This window comes from Niallia sp. FSL W8-0635, from assembly GCF_038007965.1.
Lineage (GTDB): Bacteria > Bacillota > Bacilli > Bacillales > Cytobacillaceae > Niallia.
The window spans coordinates 635,626-656,642 of record NZ_JBBOYD010000001.1 but is presented as its reverse complement, the minus strand read 5'-3'; the positions used below and the strand labels follow the sequence as shown (position 1 = coordinate 656,642).

24 protein-coding genes and 1 riboswitch are annotated in these 21,017 nt (G+C 34.9%); of the genes, 7 read left to right on the top strand and 17 right to left on the bottom strand.

Features of this window, described 5'->3' with window-relative positions:
• Positions 1–45: 45 nt before the first annotated feature.
• A complete protein-coding gene (locus tag NYE52_RS03290; RefSeq protein ID WP_341191760.1) occupies positions 46–231 on the bottom strand; it encodes an SE1561 family protein in 186 nt (61 codons plus the stop codon).
• A gap of 198 nt (positions 232–429) precedes the next feature.
• The gene (locus NYE52_RS03285; RefSeq protein ID WP_341191759.1) at positions 430–1,017 is read right to left on the bottom strand and encodes a YtxH domain-containing protein; all 588 of its coding nucleotides are present in this window, start codon (positions 1,015–1,017) and stop codon (positions 430–432) included.
• 104 nt (positions 1,018–1,121) lie between these two features.
• On the opposite strand from NYE52_RS03285, the gene yfkAB reads away from it, so the two are divergent.
• Positions 1,122–2,243 (top strand): radical SAM/CxCxxxxC motif protein YfkAB, encoded by a 1,122-nt coding sequence (gene yfkAB, locus NYE52_RS03280; RefSeq protein WP_341191758.1) that lies wholly within the window; start codon positions 1,122–1,124, stop codon positions 2,241–2,243.
• Here yfkAB and NYE52_RS03275 read toward each other — a convergent pair.
• From NYE52_RS03275 to cax, 4 genes are all read right to left on the bottom strand, one after another.
• A complete protein-coding gene (locus tag NYE52_RS03275) occupies positions 2,233–2,364 on the bottom strand; it encodes a hypothetical protein (protein WP_341191757.1) in 132 nt (43 codons plus the stop codon). The two genes, yfkAB and NYE52_RS03275, sit on opposite strands and share 11 nt — an antisense overlap.
• Before the next feature lie 80 nt (positions 2,365–2,444).
• Complete coding sequence (locus tag NYE52_RS03270) at positions 2,445–3,269, bottom strand: YfkD famly protein (RefSeq protein WP_341191756.1); 825 nt, start codon at positions 3,267–3,269, stop codon at positions 2,445–2,447.
• 101 nt (positions 3,270–3,370) lie between these two features.
• Entirely contained in the window at positions 3,371–3,982 is a 612-nt protein-coding gene (locus tag NYE52_RS03265) for a YczE/YyaS/YitT family protein (RefSeq protein ID WP_341191755.1), read from the bottom strand.
• Between the two features lie 421 nt (positions 3,983–4,403).
• Positions 4,404–5,468 carry a calcium/proton exchanger gene (cax, locus tag NYE52_RS03260; RefSeq protein WP_341191754.1) on the bottom strand — a complete coding sequence of 355 codons (1,065 nt, stop codon included), beginning with the start codon at positions 5,466–5,468 and terminating at the stop codon, positions 4,404–4,406.
• 232 nt (positions 5,469–5,700) lie between these two features.
• On the opposite strand from cax, the gene NYE52_RS03255 reads away from it, so the two are divergent.
• From NYE52_RS03255 to NYE52_RS03245, 3 genes are all read left to right on the top strand, one after another.
• Complete coding sequence (locus NYE52_RS03255) at positions 5,701–6,876, top strand: MFS transporter (protein WP_341191753.1); 1,176 nt, start codon at positions 5,701–5,703, stop codon at positions 6,874–6,876.
• A gap of 195 nt (positions 6,877–7,071) precedes the next feature.
• Positions 7,072–9,003: a heavy metal translocating P-type ATPase gene (locus NYE52_RS03250; RefSeq protein WP_341191752.1), complete on the top strand. Its 1,932-nt coding sequence runs from the start codon at positions 7,072–7,074 to the stop codon at positions 9,001–9,003.
• 157 nt (positions 9,004–9,160) lie between these two features.
• The gene (locus NYE52_RS03245) at positions 9,161–9,685 is read left to right on the top strand and encodes a GNAT family N-acetyltransferase (RefSeq protein ID WP_341191751.1); all 525 of its coding nucleotides are present in this window, start codon (positions 9,161–9,163) and stop codon (positions 9,683–9,685) included.
• A 311-nt stretch (positions 9,686–9,996) separates the two neighbouring features.
• Here the strand turns inward: NYE52_RS03245 and NYE52_RS03240 are convergent, their stop codons facing one another.
• From NYE52_RS03240 to NYE52_RS03230, 3 genes are all read right to left on the bottom strand, one after another.
• Positions 9,997–10,818 (bottom strand): YihY/virulence factor BrkB family protein, encoded by an 822-nt coding sequence (locus NYE52_RS03240; protein ID WP_341191750.1) that lies wholly within the window; start codon positions 10,816–10,818, stop codon positions 9,997–9,999.
• A 221-nt stretch (positions 10,819–11,039) separates the two neighbouring features.
• On the bottom strand, positions 11,040–11,414 hold the full coding sequence (locus NYE52_RS03235; protein WP_341191749.1) for a YtxH domain-containing protein: 375 nt from the start codon (positions 11,412–11,414) through the stop codon (positions 11,040–11,042).
• A 52-nt stretch (positions 11,415–11,466) separates the two neighbouring features.
• Positions 11,467–11,940, bottom strand: a complete 474-nt coding sequence (locus tag NYE52_RS03230) for a low molecular weight protein-tyrosine-phosphatase (RefSeq protein WP_341191748.1) — start codon at positions 11,938–11,940, stop codon at positions 11,467–11,469.
• Between the two features lie 152 nt (positions 11,941–12,092).
• Between NYE52_RS03230 and NYE52_RS03225 the strand changes: the two genes are divergently transcribed.
• Positions 12,093–12,317, top strand: coding sequence for a DUF1128 domain-containing protein (locus tag NYE52_RS03225; RefSeq protein WP_341191747.1), 225 nt, complete (start codon positions 12,093–12,095; stop codon positions 12,315–12,317).
• 100 nt (positions 12,318–12,417) lie between these two features.
• Here NYE52_RS03225 and map read toward each other — a convergent pair whose 3' ends face one another.
• The 3 genes from map to treR all read right to left on the bottom strand — a co-directional run bounded on the left by map (position 12,418) and on the right by treR (position 14,808).
• Positions 12,418–13,170 carry a type I methionyl aminopeptidase gene (gene map / locus NYE52_RS03220; protein ID WP_341191746.1) on the bottom strand — a complete coding sequence of 251 codons (753 nt, stop codon included), beginning with the start codon at positions 13,168–13,170 and terminating at the stop codon, positions 12,418–12,420.
• A gap of 326 nt (positions 13,171–13,496) precedes the next feature.
• Positions 13,497–14,015: a type 1 glutamine amidotransferase domain-containing protein gene (locus NYE52_RS03215; protein WP_341191745.1), complete on the bottom strand. Its 519-nt coding sequence runs from the start codon at positions 14,013–14,015 to the stop codon at positions 13,497–13,499.
• Positions 14,016–14,091: 76 nt separating this feature from the next.
• Entirely contained in the window at positions 14,092–14,808 is a 717-nt protein-coding gene (treR, locus tag NYE52_RS03210) for a trehalose operon repressor (protein ID WP_341191744.1), read from the bottom strand.
• A 284-nt stretch (positions 14,809–15,092) separates the two neighbouring features.
• Here treR and NYE52_RS03205 point away from each other — a divergent pair, with 284 nt between their 5' ends.
• Positions 15,093–15,416 carry a helix-turn-helix domain-containing protein gene (locus NYE52_RS03205; protein WP_341195097.1) on the top strand — a complete coding sequence of 108 codons (324 nt, stop codon included), beginning with the start codon at positions 15,093–15,095 and terminating at the stop codon, positions 15,414–15,416.
• Positions 15,417–15,579: 163 nt separating this feature from the next.
• On the opposite strand, the gene NYE52_RS03200 is transcribed toward NYE52_RS03205, so the two are convergent.
• The gene (locus NYE52_RS03200; RefSeq protein ID WP_341191743.1) at positions 15,580–15,720 is read right to left on the bottom strand and encodes an anti-repressor SinI family protein; all 141 of its coding nucleotides are present in this window, start codon (positions 15,718–15,720) and stop codon (positions 15,580–15,582) included.
• 32 nt (positions 15,721–15,752) lie between these two features.
• A riboswitch (cyclic di-GMP riboswitch) is annotated at positions 15,753–15,837 on the bottom strand.
• Positions 15,838–16,582: 745 nt separating this feature from the next.
• Between NYE52_RS03200 and NYE52_RS03195 the strand changes: the two genes are divergently transcribed.
• Complete coding sequence (locus NYE52_RS03195; RefSeq protein ID WP_341191742.1) at positions 16,583–16,912, top strand: helix-turn-helix domain-containing protein; 330 nt, start codon at positions 16,583–16,585, stop codon at positions 16,910–16,912.
• Positions 16,913–17,062: 150 nt separating this feature from the next.
• Here NYE52_RS03195 and NYE52_RS03190 read toward each other — a convergent pair whose 3' ends face one another.
• The 4 genes from NYE52_RS03190 to motA form a co-directional block, all read right to left on the bottom strand.
• Positions 17,063–17,974 (bottom strand): pseudouridine-5'-phosphate glycosidase, encoded by a 912-nt coding sequence (locus tag NYE52_RS03190; protein ID WP_341191741.1) that lies wholly within the window; start codon positions 17,972–17,974, stop codon positions 17,063–17,065.
• A gap of 13 nt (positions 17,975–17,987) precedes the next feature.
• Complete coding sequence (locus NYE52_RS03185) at positions 17,988–19,091, bottom strand: carbohydrate kinase (RefSeq protein WP_341191740.1); 1,104 nt, start codon at positions 19,089–19,091, stop codon at positions 17,988–17,990.
• 226 nt (positions 19,092–19,317) lie between these two features.
• Complete coding sequence (gene motB / locus NYE52_RS03180) at positions 19,318–20,115, bottom strand: flagellar motor protein MotB (RefSeq protein WP_341191739.1); 798 nt, start codon at positions 20,113–20,115, stop codon at positions 19,318–19,320.
• On the bottom strand, positions 20,108–20,908 hold the full coding sequence (gene motA / locus NYE52_RS03175) for a flagellar motor stator protein MotA (RefSeq protein WP_341191738.1): 801 nt from the start codon (positions 20,906–20,908) through the stop codon (positions 20,108–20,110). Before motA ends, motB begins: the two co-directional genes overlap by 8 nt.
• Positions 20,909–21,017 lie beyond the last annotated feature (109 nt).

The following is a 21,017-nucleotide window of genomic DNA, read 5'->3' as shown; positions in this document are numbered from 1 at the left end:
CCATTAAAAATGCTTGGATGAATTTTTCATCCAAGCAGCTCTTTATTATAAATCTCTATGTTTAAATTCATTACATTTCGATTCAATTTCGTCTATCATTAGAATTAAACGATCGATATCTTCCAATTCCGTTTCTTCTGGATCAATCGCATCTAGTACATCCATAAACATATTTAATCTTGTCTTTAAAAAAGTTACTTGCTCATTTTTATCTGAAATAGAACTACCCAATGTATTCTCTCCTTTCAAAACTACCTATTTATCGTAACGAATTTTCGCCCATTCGGCAACCATTCTTTCTTATAGCTTTACACACGTTTTATCTTTTTACACCCTTGATAGAGAAGTATTTAGTTCATTTATTAAAATTTAAAAGGAGCATCTATCCATATTCTAGATGCTCCTTTCTCCATGAATATTTAAAGTTCCCTATGAGAGTACAGTGTCTGTTTTCATAACTTCTTTATCTGCAGTAGCAGGAAGCTGTGGCTTTTCTTCTATATCGGATGATTCAATAATTTGGTCTTTTGTGGTGATGATTTTCTTTGTAATGCGTTTATATTGGTGCATGGATTGAAAATAAAGTTGTTTAAAATCATCCGTAATCTCTTTTAAATCCTTTGATCTTTCTTTTACAGTAGATTGAATCTGCTTGTACAATCCTTGCGTTTCAGCCGCAATATCTTTCATCGCTTCAGCAGAGAGATTCATTCTTTCCTTACAATTTTTCTTGAATTCATCAGGGTTATCTTTATAGCTTTGAACAAACCGAGTGCTTGTATCTTTTAAACGCTCTACCCTCTGTATCGTTCTTTTTCTTGTAGCTGGATCAATTAGAGAAATTGTGACACCAATGGCGCTGCCAATTACTAAACCTGTTACGATTTTATTACTTTGCCTAGTTCCATTAGACATATCATTCATCTCCCTTCTTCTCATTAAAGTTTCTTTTCCCGCCAATGCCTTATTTAAAACAAAAACGTTTGACAGATAGGCTTTTTCCTTTAATAATGACAAGGGGACTTTTATCCCCTTTCCTATTGCATAAATGATAAAAATCGCATTCTATACCTTAATTGCACATAGATATAGTTTAACTATTTTTTTAAAAGGAGCTTATGATGATTACAGAAAAAAATAAGATTAACCCAAGTATAGACCCTTGGGAAGCTTATATGGATATGGAGCAACACGGAAAATTAACTTTATCAAATATCGAATTCACCACAACAACTCTATGTAATATGCGCTGTGAACACTGTGCTGTTGGCTACACACTTCAGCCAAAGGATCCAAACGCATTGCCGATTGATTTATTGTTGAAAAAACTAGATGAAATTCCTCATTTACGTTCCCTTAGTATTACTGGTGGAGAACCAATGATGAGTAGAAAATCTGTTGAAAATTATGTCGTTCCACTTTTCAAATATGCTCATAGTCGTGGCGTAAAAACGCAGTTGAATTCAAATCTAACATTAGGTCTTGACCGTTATGAACCCGTAATTCCTTACTTAGATGTATTGCATATCTCCCATAACTGGGGCACAGAAGAAGAATTCGCAGAACGCGGTTTTGCAATGATGACAAGAAAACCCACATATGAACAAAGAGGAAAACTATTTAACAACATTATTACAAATAGTAGAGCGTTAGTAGAAGCAGGCGTAGTGGTTTCTGCTGAAACAATGCTTAATAAACGTACACTCCCGTATTTAGAGCATATCCACCGACAAATTGTCGATGAAATGAAATGTCAAAGACACGAGATTCACCCAATGTACCCATCCGATTTTGCTTCTTCTTTAGAAACATTATCATTAGATGAAATTAGAGCTAGCATCAACCATCTTTTAGATATTCGTGATGAAAATGTATGGATGCTATTTGGTACACTTCCATTCTATCCTTGTAACACCAAAGAAGAAGATTTACAGTTATTAAACCGCCTTTATTCTAGCAAAAATGTAACTGTTCGTAATGATCCCGATGGACGTTCTCGTTTAAATGTAAATATTTTTACTGGTGACGTAATTGTTACAGATTTTGGCGATACTCCAGCACTTGGCAATATCCAAAAAGATAATTTAGAGGATATTTTCCAAAAATGGCTTTCCACTGATTTAGCAAGTTCGCTAAATTGCCATTGCCCAGCTGTCAAATGCCTTGGACCAAACGTACTTGTGAAAAATAGCTATTATCAAGATATTGATTTCACAAAGAGAAAAGCATTAATTAGTCGATAAGGAAGATGGTGTCCGCTGTGAAATGATGGGCACCTTTTTTATTGGATTTTATTGGTTTATGAAAACCACTTTTCCCTCTTACCACTGCTTTTGTGGCGTTCATCCCACTCATGAAAATCACCTTCCTTCCCTCCTTCTCCCCACCATCTCTTTCCAATATCAAAAAGACTGACATCCAATAGTCAGTCTTTTCCCAAACGATTATTTCGGTCTTTCGCTCGCTAGGAATCCAAAGGAAACATGATCCTGTACTGGAATCCATGCACCAATTCCTTGAGAAGTTACATTTTTAACAACAATTGATTTTTTGCTTCCTTTTAGCATCATATAAACTTCTCCATATGTCACTTTTCCTTTTTCATTGACAGCGGGAGCATATCCATATAAATACCCTAGTCTTTTTGGAGGGATATTATAGACTTGATCTTTCTTTGTACCTGTACCAATTACCGTTTCAAACGCAAGAGATAAGCCTGAATTTTGTGTTGCTTTAACTAGCATCATTTTCTTTACTTGCTCCGCATTTGGCACCTTAGCAGTTAAACCACCTCTTACCGTTTTCTGTGATTCTTGTACATAATGAATTTGATATGGTGACTTGCCACCGCGGTTATCGTAAAAATTTGTATTTATCTTCTGATACTCCCAATTCGGTGCCGTTTCCGTTGATTCATAATTAAGCGGCCATTGTCCTAAATATACAATTGCCTTATAACCAAGTGCAAATGGCGTACTATTTACCGTGGACTCATTCAGCATGCGAATTAAATCTGGATTATCAATTTTCACCTTAGTCGAATTAATAAGCTGCTGCGTCAATTCGCTTGGCTGTAGCTTAGGCACATCCTGAGTCGGATTTGGATACGTATTTTCCTTCGTAATATTCATAACTGAATTTGGGATCGTAATAATTTTTGATTTTGGTGGATTCTCTTCTTTTTCTTTCTCTTTTGCTTTTTCCGCATAAGTTAACATTGGAAGCATTAAGAAAAAAGATAAAAGCACAATCGTTATTTTCTTATACATAGCAAGTTTGAACTCCCTTCAAATAATCATCCATAACTATGATTATTTTTTTCGGAGTTCGCTTAGATTATCCATTAATAAAATATTTTTTTCTCTAATTACTATTTTACTACGAATTTCCCTGTTAATTTCGAGCAATACGGATGGAAAAATTGAATAGCAGGACCGAGCCCAAAAGCGATAATGAGTGTCCCAAGCCCAATTGGCCCATTTACTAAAAAAGCGAAAAATAAAGCAAGAATTTCTCCAATTAACTTGGCAGTCATAAGATTTACTCCAAATCTTTCTTGAATCGTCACCATAAAATCATCAATTGGATTTAAAGGAAATTCAGATTGTAAATATAGAGCTATCCCTAATCCAATAATAATTAATCCAGTAATAAGTAAAAGCAATTGGCTAGTAAACAAAAAATAGTGAAGTTGATTAACGAGATGAGCCATCCAGAAATCAATGAATGACCCTAGTATAAACACCGTTGCAAGTGACAATAAATTTGGCCTTTGGCGTAAAATAATAGCATTAACAAATATAAGGACGATTCCTACAATAACAATCCAGCTCCCTATAGTAAGTCCGACTAAATGAGATAGCCCTACACTTAGTGCATCCCAAGGACCTGCCCCTAGGTTTGCCTTAATTGTTAACGCACCACCAAATGCTAATATAAAAAGCCCACCAATATAGAAAAGGCATCGATAAAACAGTGTCATTCCCCTTATAACTCCTTCCCCCATACATGCTTTTATCGCTACTTTTATTCTTATGCATAAGAAAGGTGAAACTTGTCCAAAATTCATAAAAATAAATAATCAGAATATTTACATTTATTAATTATTATTGTATAATAAAGTCATCAAATAAAAGGAGGGCAGCTATTAAGATCGCTTGTATTTTAGTAAAGGAGGAAAATAAAAACCTTTGAATATTCATCAATCAGAATTTTATTCAAACAATAAAAGGAAAAGAGGTTGGTGATCCGATGGAAGCGACATGATAGATTCCCTAAACAACATATTTAAAACTACGAATACTTAAAAAACTTAATTTAATGAATAGAAAGGTGGATTTACCCAAGAAAAGCCTAGCCGCTGTAAAGAAAGCGGCTAGGCCTTGTTATTTTTCCATATTTTTTTAAAGTAAATAAAAGCCGATTCCCATAATTGCATAAGCAGCTAGTAATGTTGCTCCCTCAAACCAGTTCGTCTCTCCATCATTCGAAATACTTACCATTAACAACACCGCCGTTGCCATACTAATAAGTTCTGGCAATGTAAATACTAATGACATTCCGCTCGGGAAGAACAAGGATAATAGCACTAATAATGGTGCAACAAACATTGCGATTTGCAGTGTCGACCCAATCGCGATTTCAACAGCAATATCCATCTTATTCTTATAAGCCATTACAACAGCTGAAGCATGTTCTGCAGCATTTCCAACGATAGCAACAATAATAATCCCGATAAATAACTCTGACCATCCAAAGGACTCTGCTACTACCTCAAAAGTATGTACTAAGTTTTCGGATACATAAGCAACAGCAAGTGTTGCAATTGCTAAAATTGTGATGCTTTTTTTCACGGACCATTCTGGAGTTTCGTCATGTCCATGCCCAGCTTCGCCATTCTTTTCGACTTGATAAACGCCACGATGCGTTACCAGCTTGAAGAATAGTGCCGCTAAATATAATAAAATTAAAATAATAGCTATTCCGATACTCAGCGAAAGTGTTTTTCCTTCATTCATATTCATAGCAAATACTTCTGGAATAACAAATGCAACAATTACTGCAAAAATTAATAGACCAGAATTATGACGAGCATCAAAAACATTAAATTGCTGTCTCTTATACTTTAATCCTCCTATGAAAAAGGACAAGCCTGCTACAAGCAATAAATTCCCTAGCACGGATCCAGTTAAGGATGCCAATACCACTTCTGTTAAACCCTCGCGTAATGCAAATATAGCAATGATTAATTCAACTGCATTACCAAAAGTAGCATTTAATAATCCACCAATCCGAGGACCTGCAACAATCGCTAAGCTTTCTGTCGCTCTTCCCATAAAACTAGATAAAGCTATAATGGTAAGACAGTAAATAACAAACATAACAATACTTGACCAATGAAGTAATGTACCAATAATCGATACTGGAACCCCAATAAAAGCTGCAATTGTAAATATTTTATTAACCATTTTTTCGCTTCCTTTCTTCTATCACTTTCATATAATTTCCCATTCAACCAGAGGCTAAACTTATTATACAGCTACTTTGCCCAAATATAACCAATTCCCTAAAATTGTTTCTCCGCATTGCAAATAAATTTTACTTGTCCCTAAAAAATCTATTGCAATACTGTTAAATCCCATTTAACATCTTTTAGGGAGACTAAATATTGTCAGCAGGTAAAACATTGAGGAGAAAAATATGAACAGTAAAAAATTTGCAGTATTAATAAGCATTGTCAGTATTTCTGGATTTAGTCAAGGAATGCTGCTTCCTTTAATAGCAGTCATTTTTGAAAATGATGGACTTTCTTCTAGTTTAAATGGATTAAATGCAGTGGGTCTCTATATAGGGATACTTCTTATATCCCCTTTTATGGAATCTCCTTTGCGTAAATATGGCTATAAACCTGTCATTGTTTTTGGCGGGCTTGTCGTTATTATTTCCCTAGCACTTTTTCCGCTATGGAAGACCTTCTGGTTTTGGTTCCTTCTTCGTTTATTTATCGGGATTGGTGATCACTCCCTCCATTTCGCAACGCAAACATGGATAACTACCGCATCACCAAAAGAAAAACGAGGACGTAATATTTCTCTATATGGCGTTTTCTTTGGTATCGGGTTCGCAGTGGGGCCATTATTAACACCTTTAGTAAAAATAAATGAATCACTTCCTTTTATTCTTTCATCCATTATGTGCTTTATCGCATGGATTTTTATTCTATGGATTAAAAATGATTTTCCAAAACAAACGGTTGAAACCAATTCTTTTATAGATACAATGAAACGTTTCTCTAGTGCCATGAAGTATGCATGGGTTGCCTTTCTTCCACCGCTTGCCTATGGTTTCTTGGAATCAAGCTTAAACTCTAGTTTTCCAGTATACGGATTGAGAATTGAATTAACCGTTGTCCAAATTTCCTTTTTGCTTACTGCCTTTTCCATAGGTGCAATAGTCTTTCAGCTTCCTCTAGGAATGATTAGTGATAAATTCGGAAGAAGACGGACGCTTGTAACGATTTTAATTATTGGCACTGTCTGCTTTTCTTTCGCCAGCGTTCTTGAGGCCTATTTAATCGGATTAATTATCTGTCTTTTCCTTGCTGGTATGGCAGTTGGCTCTACCTTCTCGTTAGGAATTAGCTATATGACGGATTTGGTTCCAGCCAATCTTCTGCCTACTGGAAATCTTCTATGCGGTATGGCCTTTAGTGTCGGTAGCTTAATTGGACCTTATTTAGGAGGACTATTTATTCAATATTTCCAGCATATTAGCTACTTTGTAGTGATTGCTACTATCTTATTAATAGTTTGCTTGGTCCTTTTTATCTTTGGAAAAAAAGAAAGAAAAAATCACCACTTGGCTGAAGCAAAATGATGTTCAGCACATACAATATGTGGTAGGATTAACGCATACAACTAAATATCAGATAAATTATTTCTATTGTTTTTTCTGCTGTCACCTTTTTAGGTGGCAGCTTTCGTGTTTTTTAAGGGTATTGAACTTGATTATCTCTCTCAATAAGAATAGAGAAATCACTAAAATCTAGTTATTAAAAGGAGGAAAATGAAAATGTCCACAGAAACAGAATTGAAATCCTTTGTACAATCAAATGTAGAAGTGAGACCATCTTTATTTGCCAAGCTCTCTCCTCATCTCGAGCTTATTGCCGCTGGAATAAGTGGAATTTTTATTATGATAGGATGGATTTTAAATCATTTGGATTATTCGTCTCTGGCTATCGCTTCCTACTTATTCGCTTTTGTTATTGGTGGATATGCCAAAGCGAAGGAAGGCATCGAAGAAACCATTGCAAACAGAGAATTAAATGTGGAAATGCTAATGGTTTTTGCAGCAATTGGCTCCTGCCTCATCGGATATTGGGCTGAAGGAGCGATCCTAATCTTTATCTTTGCAGTAAGTGGTGCATTAGAAACATATACGATGAATAAGAGTAACAAGGAAATATCAGCGCTCATGAAATTACAGCCTGAAGAAGCAGTAAAAATACTTCCTGATGGACGGGAAGAAATTGTCCCCGTTTCGACGCTTGAAGTCTCGGACACTATTTTAATTAAACCAGGTGAAAGAGTCCCTGTAGACGGAAAAATTACAAAAGGAACAACTGCCATTGATGAAGCAGCAATTACAGGTGAATCCATACCACTAACGAAGGAAATAAATGATGAGGTATTTGCAGGAACTGTAAATATAAGTGGCTCCATCACCGTGACACTGACAAAGCATGCAGACGAATCACTATTTCAAAAGATTGTTACATTAATTCAATCCGCACAAAGTGAGAAATCCCCTTCTCAAGCGTTTATTGAAAAATTTGAAGGAGCATATGTCAAAATAGTATTGTCTATCGTAGTCCTATTAATGTTCCTTCCCCATTTTCTTTTAGATTGGTCTTGGAATGAAACATTTTATCGAGCGATGATTTTCTTAGTTGTAGCATCTCCTTGTGCATTAGTAGCAAGCATTATGCCAGCGACCTTATCTGCCATATCAAATGGAGCAAGAGCTGGAATCCTTTTTAAAGGAGGCGTACATCTAGAAAATCTTGCTCATGTGAGGGCAATCGCGTTTGATAAAACAGGAACATTAACAAAAGGAATGCCAGCTGTAACGAATGTGATTGTCGCTGAAGGCTTTACTGAAAAAGAAATTATCCAATTAACTGCTAGTATCGAAAGCCATTCGAACCATCCTTTAGCAAAAGCGATTGTTCGCTATGCTGAGCAGAAATACAAAGAAACATTAAAACAGCCAGAAAGTATTCAGGATAATTCTGGTTGGGGCGTTACAGCAAAAATGAATGATGCAGAATGGCGAATCGGCAAAGCCGCTTTTGTCGGTGAAAAAGAAGCGAAAACCTTCCAACATGGTATATTTAATCAATTATCCGAAGAAGGAAAAACAGCTGTATTTGTGCAAAAAAACGGTGAAATAATCGCAATGATTGCTTTAAAGGATATTGTCCGTAAAGAGTCAAAAGAAGCCATTCAAAGCTTAAAGAAAAGTGGCATTTACACTGTTATGATTACAGGAGATAGCGAAAAAACGGCAAAAGCCATTTCTAAAGAAAGTCATGTCGATAAATATATCGCTGAATGCTTACCAGAAAAGAAGGTAACTGCCATTAAAGAACTGAAGGAAAAATACGGAATCGTCGCAATGGTGGGCGATGGAATTAATGATGCTCCTGCTCTCGCTACTGCAAATGTAGGAATCGCGATGGGCGAAGGGACAGATGTTGCCTTAGAAACAGCAGATGTTGTTTTAATGAAAAATGATTTACCACGCATTGCAGAAGCAATTCAACTATCCAAGCGAATGAATCGAATTATTAAACAGAATATTATCTTCTCCATTTCTGTTATTATGCTTCTTATCGTTTCCAACTTCTTACAAGTTGTTGCCCTTCCTTTTGGAGTTATCGGACATGAAGGAAGTACAATCTTAGTTATCTTAAATAGCTTGCGATTGTTAAGAAACTAATACAAACAGCGCAAAAGACACGAATTTCAAAATACATTCGAGTCTTTTGCGCTATTCTTTCTCCCTATGGTAAAGTGAAATTTGCATCTCCCCCTATTTAGCTTGAATTCTTTGTAACAGTGGGGAGAACTATTTTTACGAAAGGCAGTGGTTACTAATGATTTTTGAAACAGAAAGACTTTACACACGTGAAATGACCATTTCTGATTTAAATGCCTTAGCTAAAATTCTTCAAGATCCTCAAGTTATGTATGCTTATGAACATCCATTTAGTGAGGAAGAGACACTCAATTGGTTAAATCGTCAATTAGAAAGATATCAGGAATTCGGTCATGGTTTATGGGGATTAGTATTAAAAAAAAATGGTGAAATGATTGGTCAATGTGGTTTAACCTATCAAAAGTTTGCTGGAGAATCTGTATTAGAAATAGGCTATTTACTCCGAAAAGATTCATGGCATCAAGGCTATGCGATTGAAGCAGCAAGCGCAGCAAAAAAATATGCATTTGAAAATTTAAATACGAATGAAGTCTATTCCATCATTCGTGATACGAACATTACTTCTATGAATGTTGCCATTCGTAATGGGATGAAAATAAGAGGACGAGAAATCCAGCACAATTATGGGGTGGATATGCCCCATTATGGATTTTCTATTCGTCGGAACGAGTATTACTCATAATCCACCTTTCTAGATTGCCTACATATAAAAAAACATATGGTGTTTTGATATATAAAAACTCCCATCATAGCCTGTACTATAATGGGAGTATATCATTTCAGAAATTTTTTTCACTTTAGGTTAGTGATAGCCGTTTTGCCCGTTAGCAGAACCTGAAGTCTTATGCTTTGGCTTGCTTTTCCCTTTTTGTTTTGTGCCGCCATCTTTTTTAGTATGCTTTGTCATTATTCATTCCCCCTTATTAATTGTTTTCCCCTCTAATAGTTTGTTCTATTTCCCTTCTTTTATAAAGGTAAAAAACGGATACAAAATTAACAAGGCTCTTTCTTTCTCTCGGTGAAATAGGCATTAATTTCGCCACCTAATATAATAATGATTCCTGTAATATAGAACCAAATCATTAGAACAATAATCGTTCCGATGCTTCCATATGTCGCCGAATAATTACTGAAGTTCCCTACATAATAGGAAAACGCTAAAGAGGCAAGAACCCAGCCAATCGCTGCAAAAAATGCTCCTGGAACAGCAGAAATACAGGTAAGCTTCTTATTGGGGGCAACCCAATAAAGGGCAAGAAACACAATAAATAAAATAATGGGAGAAGCAAGAAACCTTAATGTGTTCCACATAGATAAGAATTCTTCTGTTAAATCAAATTGAGAAAATAAAAACATGCCTATTTGTTCCCCAAAGACCGGTAATAGCAAGGCTACTACCACTACTGCAATCATGCCAAGTGTTAATAAAATAGACATTCCTCTTGCAACAATAAATGATCTAGTTTCTTCGACATCATAGGCTTTATTTAGGGCCTTTATGATTGCGTTTAATCCATTAGAAGCAGACCATATTGTTGCGATAATACCGAATGATAGAAGACTAACATTTCTACTTAACACTTGATCGATATTTGTTTCAATCGTATCCATGATATCTCCAGGTGCAAAACCATCGACCACTCCTAATACGTCTTCCTTTGTAATCGGAAGATAAGGAAGGAGTGTCATAAAAAAAATAAGTAACGGAAAAATAGATAATAAAAAATAATAGGATAACTGTGCTGCAAGATCAAATACACTATCTTGTTGAATTTTCTTGAGGAGAACCTTTATAAATGGAATGACCTCTCCCATACAAATCACCGTCCTAACAGTTCTTTTATGTATGTCTATTGCCCTTTACAGCCCCATTAAAACATATGACTCTGATAAAACTTCCATCAGTGGGGATTCTTCCCCACTGACATTAGAAGTCTACATCGTTTTGGATTATCAAAATCTCCTTTTTCCCTCGAAAAGTGTTTTCCTCATGATTGATAAAGTAACAATGACAAAGAAACCTGTCCTAAAAAAAATTATCTTGCCTTTGCTTCTGTCTCAGGTAAATATTGTATGCTAGAAACAAGCTTTTTTTCCTGATTTCTATTGTTTCCATTGAAAAAGGCTTCCTTTGTATCGTGAATGATGGTTGCTACCACCGGTGTTATTCCCTTTAATTCTTCTAATTGCCTCTTAATAAAAGCAGCATCCTCCGAAATTTTCATAGCTGATTTTTTCCATTTATCAGCAGTCAAATTTAGACTAGTTGTCATTTGCTCGAAATCTGTTACTGTATCTTTCACATGTTGTAAATTGGTAACAGCATTTTTTCTTGTTTGCTTATCCAACAAACTGATTGCCGTTCCAATAAGGCTACCGATAAAAAGTCCTTTTGAAATACTCATTTTCATCCACTTCTGCCACCCTTCTTTTTTCGATTGAAGGATAGGGGAATGGGGTTGCTTACAAGGTATAATTGTTTTTTATATCCTGTAACAAACCTGCACAGCCATCCTTCACTAATGCAAAAACCTCTTCAAAATTACCTGTATAATATGGATCCGGTACTTCTTTTCCCACAGCATGGTCCGTGTAATCCATTAAAAGGCGAACCTTCGTGTGATCTAGCATTTCATTTAACTTTCTAATATTTGCAATATTACTGTTATCCATTGCAATCAGATAGTCATACTCCTCTAAATCCTTTTCCGCTAATTGACGAGCATAAATACCCGCATCCTTAATATTATTTACCTTTAGAATATCTCTTGTTCCCTGATGCGGTGGATTCCCAATATGCCAACCACCTGTTCCAGCTGAATCGCAAATAATCTTTTCTTGCAATCCTTCTTTTTCCACCAAATCACGGAATATCGCCTCAGCCATTGGTGAACGGCAAATATTTCCTAAGCAAATAAATAAAACTTTAACTTTCATTTTTATTTTCCTCCAATTTTGTATTTACATACTTCCTTTACTTTTAAAAGAAGGGTAAAAAACTTATGCGTATCACACTCTATATTGACATTTCTATGTTTGCATGAAAAGATGAATAGAACAACTTTATTTGTCCAAGAAAGGGGAAAGTTATGAATTTAGAAAATAAAACAACCGAAAACGTGAATTTCATGATTGAAAAAATAAAAGAGAAGTTAAAAGTATTAAACATTGGTGCCATCAAATCCACTCATTTCGACGAAGATCTTTATGATGATATTAAAGACATTTATGAGCTTGTTATGAAGAGAGATTCTTTTAGTCCAAATGAAATGCAGGCAATTGCTGAAGAATTAGGAAGCTTACGCAAACAATAAAGAAAACAATAATCAGTGGGCGAATCCCACTGATTATTTATTTAAGAGAATTAACTTTTTACATACAGACATATTGCCCTATGTATGTACATCTTACAGATCAAGCATCTTGATCTGTAAGTATCACAGGTCCTTCTTTTGTAATGGCAATTGTATGTTCATACTGTGCAGAGTGTTTGCCATCTACCGTTCTTGCTGTCCAGCCATTGTTATCCATTTTCATTTTGAAATCGCCAACATTGACCATTGGTTCGATTGTAAATACCATTCCTTCTTTTATACGTGGTCCTTTTCCTGCTAAACCAAAATGAGGGACTTCTGGTTTTTCATGAATCGCTTTTCCAATACCATGACCGATAAAGTCTCGAACAACAGAAAAGCCTTGTTCTTCTACATATTGCTGAATAGCGAATCCAATATCCCCAATTCGATTACCGACTTTAGCTTGTTCAATTCCCACATATAACGCCTTTTTGGTCACATCCATTAATTTCTGTAGCTCTGCTGATACTTCTCCAACCGCATAGGTCCATGCAGAGTCAGCCAATGCTCCATTATAATTTACAACCATATCAATTGTTACGATATCTCCTTTTTTCAAAGGCTCTTTTCGTGGAAAACCATGACAGATTTCATCATTAATACTTGCACATGTTGCATATGGATAATCACGATACCCTTTTTGCTCAGGAGTCGCTCCCTTTTCCGCTAAATATGCTTCCACCTTCTGATCAATTTCCAAAGTGGTAATTCCAGGTCTTATCATTTTAGCAATCATTTTATGACAGCCAACTAGAATCTCACCCGCCTGCTTCATTTGTTCCACTTCTCTTTTTGATTTTAAAACAATCATTTACAATCCTTCTTTCTATTTATAACTCTTGCTTGTATGGAAATCGTTCATCATTTTAGCGATATTCCAACCAAATTATGTTCACTGACCTGCTTTTTAAACGATCGTTCTTCACCATTTCACCAAACATCGTAAAACCGATGACTGAATGCCCATGGACTTCTTTGGATAGCTAGCAAGAAGCAACCCTTTTGACCGCCACTTTTTCACTCCTTAAGATTAACACAAAAAAAGAGCCTATACCTACCTCCATATTCATGATAAAAAGATTATATTCCTTTTCACATGAATCGGTGTACGTACAGACTCTTTCCTACTTACTATCTTTATTTATTTAAAAGCTTTAAAGATTCTCTCGTAAAAGCTGGTAAATCCTCGGGAGTTCTGCTTGTCACTAATTGCTCTCCACATACAACTACTTCTTCATCCTTGAAAGTGGCACCTGCATATTCCATATCCACTTTAATTGATTTATAGCCAGTTGCATTTCTACCTTCAAGTGCTTTCGCAGTTATGAGCAACTGAGGCCCGTGACAAATTGCAAAAACAGGTTTCTTCGCATCCATAAAGGCTTTAGTAAAGGCAACTACTTGATCATCTGCACGAAGCTGATCTGGCGAAAATCCACCTGGAATAAATAAAGCATCAAATTCATCAGGAGTAACATCCGCTATTCCTTTATCAATTTTCACTGTTGCTTCTTTTTGTTTTCCTTCTACTGTTTTCCCAGCTTCTAATTCAATCGTTACTACCTCATGTCCAGCTTCCTTATATGCTTTTGCTGGTTCAGTGTACTCAGAATCCTCAAACATATCAGTAATTAAAGTAGCAATTTTCTTACTCATATATAGCATCTCCTTTTCCTATTTTCTATAAGTAACGTTCCCCATAGAAAGAAAATAAAACATGCTATCATTATTTTTAAGCTTCATTTCTTCTTGCAAAATCCACAAATCGAAACTTATCTGGTCGATGTCTGGATTCTGTAAATTGAAATAAGGTAGCATTTTCAAAATAAATATAGTTTTTAACGACAACAATGGAATGAAATCCTTCTAAATCAAGCAAATTATAATCTTCTTCTGTTGGCTCTTCCACTGTAAATTCTTTTTTGGCAAAACTAATTTTTAAATTTAATTCCTTCTCGATATAATCAAAAATAGAGTTCCTACATATTTCTTCTGTTAATCCAGGCACATATTTTTCAACAATATAATCCTTATCTAAAATGATTCTCTCTTGATTAATTTCTCTTACACGAAATACTTCCCATATTGAATCTTCCTTCTTAAGCTGCATCTCTTTTTGCAAAAGAGATGATGGCGATTTATTCGAAAAGCTCTCAATAATGGTTACTGAGGAATGTCCCATTTTATTGGCTAATTCCTTAAAACTAACCAATCCTGAAATCGGAAATTGTAGTTTTTCTAAATCCAGCACTAAGGAGCCCTTCCCTCTGAGCTTTTGGATATACCCTTTTTGAGATAGAATATTTAAAGCCTTACGGATTGTTTCTCTAGATGTGTTATATTGCTCTGCTAATTCATTTTCAGATGGTAAAATCGTATCTGGTGGGTACGTCCCATTTCTTATTGCAGCTTCAAGCTCCTCAAATATCATATAATATTTATTTAACATGAAATTCACCAACATTTTCAAATTATTCGTTACCATTCTACCCTTTTTCAAACGAATTGTCTAAAAAGGATTGAAAAACAAATAAAAAAATGTTTCATTTTATGTAGGAAAGGGTAAATACTATAAAATATGTTTCAATATTTTGAACAAAATTAGAACTATCCTTTCTACATCATAGTGATATAAGCATAATGGATAGAACATTTTGTTCTTTATATGGAACTTTTTATCTATAAATGCTATCATAAATATACATACCGTTAAGAGTGAAAGTGAGTGAGCGTATGATTGGGGATCGTGTAAAGCAGCTACGTTTAGAGAAAAGAATGTCCTTATCGGAATTAGCAGAACAAGCAGGAGTAGCAAAATCTTATTTAAGTTCATTAGAAAGAAATTTACAATCCAATCCATCCATTCAATTTTTGGAAAAAATAGCAACTGTTTTCAATATACCAGTGGATCATTTAATAAATAATCAACAAAATAAAGATGATTTAGATTCTGAATGGTTAAAGATTGTTAAAGAGGCAATGGATTCTGGGGTATCAAAGAAAGAATTTCGGGAGTTTTTGGAATTTAATAGATGGAGACTGGAACAAAAAAAATAACTATTTTTTTTCACTTAACTATCTATAATAAGCTACCATATTTTAAAAGAGGTTTTCTACATGGAACGATTAATAATACGATTATTTTATCTATTATTAATCGTTCCATGTAGACCTTTTTTCTATTATTTACAAATCTACTTTATACAAATGATTATTTCAGTTATTCCTGAATTAAGTAATCCTTCTCACTTCTTAGAAATTCTCTAATTTCTTGCAAATTCATTCCAATATTTTTGGCTTCATTAATTAATTGAACCCATTCTGAATCCAATTCTTCGATAAAAAGTTGACTATTAATCACTTAATTCTTCCCTCCCAAAAATACATTTGTATTTTGGCAGTCCGGCCATCCTTGTATAAAACATTAGATCCGTGACTTTGCGTCCCAAACTTTCGTATTGGTTTGCCCTTTACATATTCTGTTCCCTTTTCCTATTTTTTCATTATATCGTTTTTTATGTTTAAAAGTTGCAGTATTTTGTCATAAAATTAGGACAAAATACTAAAATGTTTCTTGTTTTTTCTACAAATAATTTAAAACTACTCGAATTTTATCGAAATAATCCTACAAACGCATTATTTACATCTAACTTCATGCTAGCATTTCTATTTATTTTGATTTCTACTATAATATTGTGTTGTATAGCTTTTTATCACTTTTTTAAACGAATAATTAATATGAATTTGTTCAAATGTAATTGCGTCAAAAAAAGGGTATTCAGTCAAATCATTTTGACAAATAGGACAAATCCATTTTCCTAACTCGCTACTACTATACGATGGTCTATAGCATTTATCACAGTTTTTCCTATACATTTTTCACCCTCTTTATTCCATTTAACTTGATTGACATGGTTATGCTTAAGATAAATGATTATTAATTGGAGAAAAGTACATCGATTTTTTCACGACAGTTATCTATCATGTCGCATCATGAGTTCTATAAAACACCAAAAACGTTCTTATTAAAGAACTTATTATTTAGTATAGTGCAAATCTATCATTTTCAAAAATTCCAAAATCAGCTATATTTTCTTTTTAAAGAACAAAAACCGTTCTTTTTCTCGAAATAACTCTTGTTTCCTAGCTTTTTCGTATTTTTTATTGAACGATTCGTTCGTTATAATGAAAGAATACTTCTATATGTGGTAAGGAGAATATTCATGTTGGTTGGAGTAAAATTAAAGAATTTAAGATTAAAAAGAGGTTATTCTATCAATGAGCTTTCTGACAGATCTGGTGTCTCTAAATCCTATTTAAGTTACATTGAAAGGGGCATTCAAAAAAACCCCTCCCTTCAAGTATTATCGAAACTCGCGAGCACCCTTGATACCAATGTAGAAGAGCTACTAGACAATAACCATACTTCTATAGACGGGATAGATGAGGACTGGGTGAGTTTAGTAGAGGAAGCCATAGAAGATGGAATTACAAAAGAAGATTTTGCCGGTATACTTGAATATGTTAAGTTCAAAAAAAGACAAGAAGACTAAGAACACGGAATGTGCCTTGGATAACGATGGCACAAAAAAGAGGCTTCCATTTTTACAAGTAGAAGCCTCTTTTTGAAACAAAAACGGAATATTTAAAGAGATTCCTCTCCCAATTCAAAGAGGGAGTTCTACTTTAAATAGTCCTTTTTATTATTTATTTAATTCGACTGCTATTCTTGAACCAACTTCTGCATTATTTTTAACTAATGCAATATTAGCTACTAGGCTGGTCCCTTCTGTTAACTCTTTTACTCTGCCTAATAAAAATGGCGTTACCTTTTTACCGGAAATATGATTGTCCTTCGCCTCTTGTAGCGCCTTTTCAATAATATCGGTAATATACTTTTCATCCAAGGCATCTTTTTCTGGAATTGGATTAGCAATCACAACCCCTCCATCTAGCCCTAAATCCCATTTTGTTTGAATCATATCTGCTGCCTCTTTAGCTGTTTCTACAGAAAAATTCACTTCGAATGGACTCGTTCTCGTATAGAAGGCTGGAAGAGATGTTGTTCCATATCCAACAACTGGCACACCATATGTTTCTAAATACTCTAATGTTAAACCAATATCTAAAATCGATTTTGCTCCAGCACACACGACTGCTACACTTGTTTTAGCAAGCTCTTGCAAGTCAGCAGAAATATCCATTGTTTGTTCGGCTTCTCTATGAACACCGCCAATTCCACCAGTTACAAATACTTTAATCCCTGCAAGTTCTGCACAAATCATGGTAGCAGCAACAGTTGTTGCTCCATTTTTTTTGCCTGCAATTAGGTAAGGTAAATCACGTCTACTTGCTTTCTCAATATTGTCACTTTTAGCTAAAAATTCAATTTCATCTTCTGATAAGCCAATCTTAATTTTTCCATCAATAATAGCTATTGTTGCAGGCACAGCTCCATTCATACGAATAATTTCTTCTACTTCTTTTGCTGTTTCTACATTTTGAGGATAAGGCATACCATGGGAAATAATGGTCGATTCTAATGCGACAATCGGTTGATTGTTTTTCTTTGCTTCTTCTACTTCTTTTGAGAACTCTAGCCATTCTTTTTTCATGTTCATGCTCCTTTTAATGAAAGTATTTTCCGAATGTTTCTTGTAGCTTTTTATTATTTAATAAAGGATTTACTGTCTGATTAGATTGAAGTGTAATGATGGAGCAAGCCATCCCAATTTTGCAGGCATTTTCTGTGTTTAGACCTTTAATATGAGAATACATAATGCCTGAAACAAGTGAATCACCTGCACCTGTTACGTCAATTACTTCTGCATCAGGAGTTAATATGACACCAGCCTCCCCAACTTTGGTAAAATAAATAAGCCCTTTATCTCCTCGGGTGATAACTACTTTTTCCACACCCTTAGCAAGAATTATTTCAGCTGCCTTAAAGTAATCTCCCTCTTCTTTAATTTTCATCCCAGTAAGTACCTCGGCTTCATCACTGTTTGCTATTAGCCATGTCACTCCCTGTAAGTTTTCTGGCAAATTCTTGACTTTTGGCGCGGAAACAGGTGTAATACATAATGCTATTTTTTCTTCTCTACATCTAACAATAATATGCTCTAATACATCTCCTGAAAAATTAGTATCCACTATCACTAATTCAGAGGTTGCTATATAGCCCCATTTTTTGTCAATTGTATCTTTATCGATGCTATCATAAATAATCATATCCGCTAAAGCAACAGCAAGCTCACCGTCTGTATCTAATAGTGCTGTATACGTACCAGTTCTATACAGATTAGACAATAGAGAAGGAGTGATATCAGCATGGTGTTTTGTGTTTTCTAATAACCATTCCCCTTCATGGTCATCTCCCACGATAGTAAATAAAGAGGTATCGATCCCTAGTCTGCCTAAATTCTCCGCAATATTTCTCGCTACTCCTCCAGGTGACTGACTTGTAGAAGCTGGATTGGACGTTCCATACTGAATCGCTTCCCTTGCTTGCACTTTACGATCAATATTGGCACCACCAATACAAATAACTTCTTTCTTTTTCGGTAATACATAAGCTCTCCCTAATAGCTTTCCTTCTTTTGTTAAAGAAGAAATATACCCTGCTACCGCTGAACGGGACAAGCCCATTTTATCAGCCAATTCATTTTGTGTAACAAAGGGATTATCTTTAATCAGCTGAAGAATATAGATTTCTTTATCATTCACTTCCATCTCCCCCTCAGGTTAAAGTGAAACTACCAATTATTAAGCATAGGAAAAATAGTAACATTACCTAACAAAACTTTTGTTTATATTATAAACTTTTGTCTGCCAAACAACAAGACTTTATTCATTTTTATGAAAACTAAATATATTACAATTTTTAATCACACCACCATTTCCCATTAGTATCCTTACAATTATTTATTTTCTCGAAAAAAAAGAAGACTATCATTCCTTAGTCTTCTGTTGCTACTCTTGGTTGAATTAATATATCAACTCTTCTATTTTTTGCTCTTCCATCAGCAGTTTTATTACTTGCAATCGGTTGGAACTCTCCGTACCCCTTAGCACTAAATGACTTAGGATCAAGATTTTTATTTTCAAGGAGTAATTTCATGAAATTCAACGCTCTTGTTACACTTAGTTCCCAGTTTGAATCATAGCGAGAATTACTAATTGGAACATTATCCGTATGCCCACTTATTATTATACTCCTTGGTGGATCCATCACTAATAAATTGGCAATTTCAGAAACAATTTTCCTATCCTTACTTCGTACATCTGCACTTCCTGAAGCAAATAGGACATTATCTCGAATGGATACATGCAATCCTTCACCAGTAAGCTCCGTATCCAATTTGTTTCCTAAATCATTCTCATCTATATAGACATTTACCTTCTTTTGAATTTCTGCCAATTCCTTTTGATCTTGCTGCTTCTGTAATTCCTTTAAATCTTCTTCAGCTACATCCTGTTTTTCGTCATTTTTCTCTTCATCCACTACATTTAGATCTGATTCTTTCCCATCCATTGAAGGGGCAGGACTAGGATATTCAAAGAAACCTGTCCCACCTTGTAACTCTCTATTAAAAGCATCTGCTATTGCAGAGAATTTTTGTGCATCTACAGAACTCATTCCATATAATACGATAAACAAAGCCAACAACAAAGTAAGAACATCTGCATAGGGAACTAGCCAAGATTCATCTACATGTTCTTCATGATGCTCTTTCTTTTTTCTCTTTTTACTCATTCGCATTCACACTACTTTCCGCTTCCTCTAGAAATAGTCTTCTTTCTGAAACTGGTAGATACGATGCTAGCTTCTGTTCAATTACTCTAGGTGCCTCTCCCTCTAAAATAGAGAGAACTCCTTCAATCATTAAATATTTTTGACTTGCTTCCATGTGAGATTTTCTTTTTAGCTTATTTGCAAAAGGATGCCATAAAACATAGCCCGTAAAAATCCCCATCATGGTAGCAACAAACGCAGCACTAATAGCATGTCCAAGCGCTTCTGCATCAGACATATTACCTAATGCTGCAATTAGCCCGATTACTGCTCCTAGCACTCCTAATGTAGGTGCATAGGTTCCTGCTTGTGTAAAAATAAGTGCTCCTGCACGATGTCTTTCTTCCATTGCTTCGATTTCTTCTGTTAGTACATCACGAATATACTCTGCACTTTGTCCATCAACAGATAAAGATAAACCATTTTTCAAAAATGGATCTTCAATTTCATCCGTTTTCGCTTCTAAAGCAAGAAGTCCTTCTTTTCTAGCTAATTGTGCCCATTCTGAAAATAATCGAATTAATTCTTTCGTATCCTGTGTTCTCTGTTCCTTAAACAGGATTCCAAATAACTTCGGAACTCGTTTAATCTCTGAAGTAGGAAAGGCAATGACTACTGCCGCAACTGTACCTACTAAAATAATGAGAATAGCCGCTGGATTCAATAATACGGCTGGGCTTACTCCTTTAAATACCATCCCTACACCAACGGCAATAAAGGCAAGTATAATTCCTATCAAGGAAGTTTTATCCATCATTTTCACCTATCTTATTCTAAAATTTCGATTCTATGTCTTACCCTTTTTTTCGACAATTCTCCACCTTTTTTTAGTTTTATTTTATGTAAATTTCGTTAACTTCCTG

What these genes read in the sequence shown, in the direction of transcription:
- NYE52_RS03215 (WP_341191745.1), bottom strand. Translation starts at nt 14,015, where the DNA reads ATGAGTAAGAAAATTGCTACTTTAATTACTGATATGTTTGAGGATTCT.
- NYE52_RS03255 (WP_341191753.1), top strand. Translation starts at nt 5,701, where the DNA reads ATGAACAGTAAAAAATTTGCAGTATTAATAAGCATTGTCAGTATTTCT.
- NYE52_RS03270 (WP_341191756.1), bottom strand. Translation starts at nt 3,269, where the DNA reads ATGTATAAGAAAATAACGATTGTGCTTTTATCTTTTTTCTTAATGCTT.
- NYE52_RS03190 (WP_341191741.1), bottom strand. Translation starts at nt 17,974, where the DNA reads ATGAAAAAAGAATGGCTAGAGTTCTCAAAAGAAGTAGAAGAAGCAAAG.
- NYE52_RS03185 (WP_341191740.1), bottom strand. Translation starts at nt 19,091, where the DNA reads ATGGAAGTGAATGATAAAGAAATCTATATTCTTCAGCTGATTAAAGAT.
- NYE52_RS03195 (WP_341191742.1), top strand. Translation starts at nt 16,583, where the DNA reads ATGTTGGTTGGAGTAAAATTAAAGAATTTAAGATTAAAAAGAGGTTAT.
- NYE52_RS03250 (WP_341191752.1), top strand. Translation starts at nt 7,072, where the DNA reads ATGTCCACAGAAACAGAATTGAAATCCTTTGTACAATCAAATGTAGAA.
- yfkAB (WP_341191758.1), top strand. Translation starts at nt 1,122, where the DNA reads ATGATTACAGAAAAAAATAAGATTAACCCAAGTATAGACCCTTGGGAA.
- NYE52_RS03225 (WP_341191747.1), top strand. Translation starts at nt 12,093, where the DNA reads ATGAATTTAGAAAATAAAACAACCGAAAACGTGAATTTCATGATTGAA.
- NYE52_RS03205 (WP_341195097.1), top strand. Translation starts at nt 15,093, where the DNA reads ATGATTGGGGATCGTGTAAAGCAGCTACGTTTAGAGAAAAGAATGTCC.
- cax (WP_341191754.1), bottom strand. Translation starts at nt 5,468, where the DNA reads ATGGTTAATAAAATATTTACAATTGCAGCTTTTATTGGGGTTCCAGTA.
- motB (WP_341191739.1), bottom strand. Translation starts at nt 20,115, where the DNA reads ATGAGTAAAAAGAGAAAAAAGAAAGAGCATCATGAAGAACATGTAGAT.
- NYE52_RS03245 (WP_341191751.1), top strand. Translation starts at nt 9,161, where the DNA reads ATGATTTTTGAAACAGAAAGACTTTACACACGTGAAATGACCATTTCT.
- NYE52_RS03230 (WP_341191748.1), bottom strand. Translation starts at nt 11,940, where the DNA reads ATGAAAGTTAAAGTTTTATTTATTTGCTTAGGAAATATTTGCCGTTCA.
- NYE52_RS03235 (WP_341191749.1), bottom strand. Translation starts at nt 11,414, where the DNA reads ATGAAAATGAGTATTTCAAAAGGACTTTTTATCGGTAGCCTTATTGGA.
- NYE52_RS03240 (WP_341191750.1), bottom strand. Translation starts at nt 10,818, where the DNA reads ATGGGAGAGGTCATTCCATTTATAAAGGTTCTCCTCAAGAAAATTCAA.
- NYE52_RS03265 (WP_341191755.1), bottom strand. Translation starts at nt 3,982, where the DNA reads ATGACACTGTTTTATCGATGCCTTTTCTATATTGGTGGGCTTTTTATA.
- treR (WP_341191744.1), bottom strand. Translation starts at nt 14,808, where the DNA reads ATGTTAAATAAATATTATATGATATTTGAGGAGCTTGAAGCTGCAATA.
- map (WP_341191746.1), bottom strand. Translation starts at nt 13,170, where the DNA reads ATGATTGTTTTAAAATCAAAAAGAGAAGTGGAACAAATGAAGCAGGCG.
- motA (WP_341191738.1), bottom strand. Translation starts at nt 20,908, where the DNA reads ATGGATAAAACTTCCTTGATAGGAATTATACTTGCCTTTATTGCCGTT.